Below are 3,322 nucleotides of genomic sequence, written 5' to 3'. Positions count from 1 at the left end.
GTGTCAAGAAATCGGATTACCGAACTGGAAGATCTGCTAAGGCAGCTTGACGTTCAGCGAAAGAAGATCGCTGAGGAACTTTCTACGCTTCGGTCCCAGGAATTGGCGCGGACAGGAGATCTACCTCGAATTCTTGGTACTGCGGCGTGCAGCAAGACGCCTCAGACCGCCGAAGAAAAGATTCAGCTCTTTTTAACACTCTTTCGTTGTCGCGAGTCTGTCTATCCAAAGCTGTGGCATAACCAGAAAGAAGGGGACTAAAGGGTACGCGCCGGCCTGCCGTAATGAATGGGTTCCGGGAGTGTGCGAAAAACCTGCGATAAAGTGTTCTGTATGCACCAACCAGTCCTTCCCCTTACTTGATGCTGAGGCAGTAAAGGGTCATTTGCAGGGCCATTACACGATTGGGACTTATGCTATCCGCGAGGACGACACATGTACTTTTCTAGCCGCTGATTTTGATGGGGCTGGATGGCAAGGAGACATTCAGGCCTACCGGGTGGCGGCTCGAACCCTCGGCATTGAGGTTTATGTTGAGCGATCGCGATCCGGAAATGGCGCACACACCTGGATTTTCTTTTCGCATCCCGTTGCTGCAACGCTTGCGCGACGACTCGGCACCATGATTGTGGCCCGCGCGACACTGAATCGCAACTCGCTGAGCCTCGAGACATACGATCGGTTCTTTCCAAATCAAGACTTTCTACCAAGTGGAAATTTGATCGCTCTGCCGCTCCAAAGAATCCCCCGCGATAAGGAAAATTCCGTTTTCCTTGATGACGACTACCGCCCCTTACAGGATCAGTGGGAATACATGGCAAAGATCAAGCGGGTTTCCGCTGAGGATATCAAGCAAATCATTTCCGAAGAAGCGCCAGAAATAATGTAGGCATTTGGTGGCGGCAACTTTTCCACTTTGATGCTAACTTTCTCTTCACTAGGAGTGAAACCTATATCTTGTAGAAATGAAGGGTATTTTGTTAGGGTATGTTCCAGAGTCTTTTGAAGCTACTCCGGCAGGAACTCGCTTGGCTCAAATCCAAATTTAGGAGAGGGGCCCGGCAGTGACGGGCCGGTCCCCGGTGGACGATTCTTCAAGAATTCGGCAAGTCTCTTAACCCTTTCTTCATCGGTGATCAGTCCTGTTTTTATTAAGAATTCCAGGTTCTTTGCGGCTTTTTCTGTATCCCCTGTTTTGATCATCTCGAGGATACGGGTCGACTCAGCCTTAATGATTTCCAACTTTAGCTCGGCATCTCGATTCAATAGAGTCACGACGGCATTGCCGAAAGCAGCCAAAGCCGCAGCAAAGATTGCTACAACGAGAGGACTTCGCCATTTCGACGCTTCTTGTTCCCCGGCGCTTTAATTGGAGTTCAGCCTCGTTATTGGCTTGTTCGCGTTCTTTCAGAGCGAACTCCCGCGCACGCATCTCCACATCCTGGCGCCATTTTTCTCGCTCAAACTCTAGGCGAGCCCAATCTAGTTGTCCTTCCCCTGTTTGTTTAGTTCAGGTGCGCTCATATGGATAGGAGATCGTATTTCTGTGTACTATACCATTGGATTCGGAATTCCGTGATACAGCAAACTACTTTACTTTCTCCATAACTTTCCATGATCCGGCGGACATTTGCAGAATGCGTCCGGTTTTGTCTTCTTGAAACGCGATTTTTCGTTTTCCATCAAGGCGCACAAAGAATAACGGGCTCGTTTGCACCCATCGGTCGTCCCACACGGTGATAGTCCCATCATCATTTGCGGTCACTTCAACTTCTGCCACTGGAAGTGGATTCTTGCATGTGTGACAGAACAGGTTCCCGCGATAGAGTCCCGCAAAACGTTTTAGCTCCCCCTTGGAATCAGGAGTCGGTACTGGAACATCGATCGGACGTTTATCGGGAAAATAGCGGTCCAGCAATTTTTGTTTTACTGTAAAACGTAGATTTCCACCTTCTATATGATGCACGATAAAGAAACCGGTATTCTCACCGGGTAACAACACCAACAAGGAGCCAAAGCCCGCAATATCGCCACCATGCTCCAGGATTCGCAAACCGTTTGTGTCATCTTCCTGAAATCCATAAGTCCATCCGGGCATCTTGGGATGTGTTGTTGATTGTGTTCGATGCATTTCACACGCGGCGTTTGCGCTCAGGATACGTTGGCCGCGAAAGTCTCCGCACTGAAGATGTGCAATCAAGAAATTCGACATATCTTCAGCAGTACTCCTGATGGAAGAGGCAGGCGTTGTGTGATACCACTCATACGGCACGATTGTTGGAGTACCATCCTCCGCTCCATACGCTATCGCCACATCGCCAGTCATGTGCGGAGGTGTTGAGATGTATGTGTGATTCATCTGCAATGGTTCCCATATATTTCGGTGAAGGTACGTCTCGTATGAGACTCCAGATACTTCTTCCACGAGCAACCCTGCCAGAGTAATGCCATACGTTGAGTAACTGGTAACGACCCCAGGTAGATGAACACGCACGAGACGATCTTTCAAGAACTCATGAAGGGGCAGTATCTTGTTCGCTGACCCTGCTTGCGTGCCGGGCCGGATTTCATTCAGGCCGGACGTGTGGCTCAGCAAATGTGCGCTGGTGATCGGTTGATCGTAAGTCTTCGGCACTTTCAGTTTTTTTAAATACAAATTAACGTCCGCTTTCAAGTCGATTTTCTTGCGGTCCGCTAGCTGAACTAGCGCTGTAGCAGTAAACACCTTACTGATCGAACCGATCGGGAAAATTGTTTTGCCGGGATCGACAGTTTTTTTTCCTTCCAGATCTGCATAACCAAATCCCTTACTTAAGACAACCTTTCCATCCTGGACAAACACAAAGGCAGCTCCCGGTATGTGCTCTTCCCGCATGAGATCGGGCACAAAAGTATCGAGAAATTTCGCGAGCTCCTCTGAAACAACAGCAGTTGTTGTTGGCGCTGAATTAGGAAGAGATAAGATCAGGACAAGACAAACGATCAGTCGGTATGAAGTTGACATTTAGTTCATAACATAGCATGTTCATTGTGGACCGTCTTGGATGTGAGGAACCTTATGGGACGAGATTAAACTGTGCGGAAAATCCTTCTGTACGCCATTGGAGTCATGCCGCAGATTCGTTTGAACGTGCGAGAAAAATGACCTTGATCGCAAAAGCCGGCTGATGTGCTGATATCAGCTAGCCGCACATTTGTGGAAGCGAGTTGTACGCAGCAAGACTGGATCCGCAAGATTCGTAAATATTCACCGATCGATTGGCCGTAATGTTTCCGAAAAGCTCGATGGAGATAGATCGGGTGGACTCCGGCTTCCATCGCC

General features: G+C 48.9%; 5 protein-coding genes. 2 read left to right on the top strand and 3 right to left on the bottom strand.

All coding sequences use genetic code 11. The annotated features are described in order from the left end of the window. Positions 1-261 (top strand): hypothetical protein (locus L0156_07890; protein ID MCI0602920.1); only part of this gene is annotated, 261 nt, incomplete at its 5' end. A 124-nt stretch (positions 262-385) separates the two neighbouring features. Continuing rightward, complete coding sequence (locus L0156_07885) at positions 386-889, top strand: hypothetical protein (protein ID MCI0602919.1); 504 nt, start codon at positions 386-388, stop codon at positions 887-889. A gap of 119 nt (positions 890-1,008) precedes the next feature. Here the strand turns inward: L0156_07885 and L0156_07880 are convergent, their stop codons facing one another. The 3 genes from L0156_07880 to L0156_07870 form a co-directional block, all read right to left on the bottom strand. Then, positions 1,009-1,299 carry a hypothetical protein gene (locus L0156_07880; protein MCI0602918.1) on the bottom strand — a complete coding sequence of 97 codons (291 nt, stop codon included), beginning with the start codon at positions 1,297-1,299 and terminating at the stop codon, positions 1,009-1,011. Between the two features lie 289 nt (positions 1,300-1,588). Continuing rightward, positions 1,589-3,004 carry a beta-lactamase family protein gene (locus L0156_07875; protein ID MCI0602917.1) on the bottom strand — a complete coding sequence of 472 codons (1,416 nt, stop codon included), beginning with the start codon at positions 3,002-3,004 and terminating at the stop codon, positions 1,589-1,591. 65 nt (positions 3,005-3,069) lie between these two features. Further along, positions 3,070-3,322, bottom strand: a 253-nt coding sequence (locus L0156_07870) for a helix-turn-helix transcriptional regulator (protein ID MCI0602916.1), incomplete at its 5' end; no start/stop codon positions are given.

The organism is bacterium, from assembly GCA_022616075.1.
Taxonomy (GTDB): domain Bacteria; phylum Acidobacteriota; class HRBIN11; order JAKEFK01; family JAKEFK01; genus JAKEFK01.
The sequence above is the reverse complement of the archived record's forward strand: the minus strand, read 5'-3'. Positions and strand labels throughout refer to the sequence as shown.

Coding starts and splice junctions, on each gene's coding strand:
- L0156_07875 (MCI0602917.1), bottom strand. CDS start 3,004: ATGTCAACTTCATACCGACTGATCGTTTGTCTTGTCCTGATCTTATCT.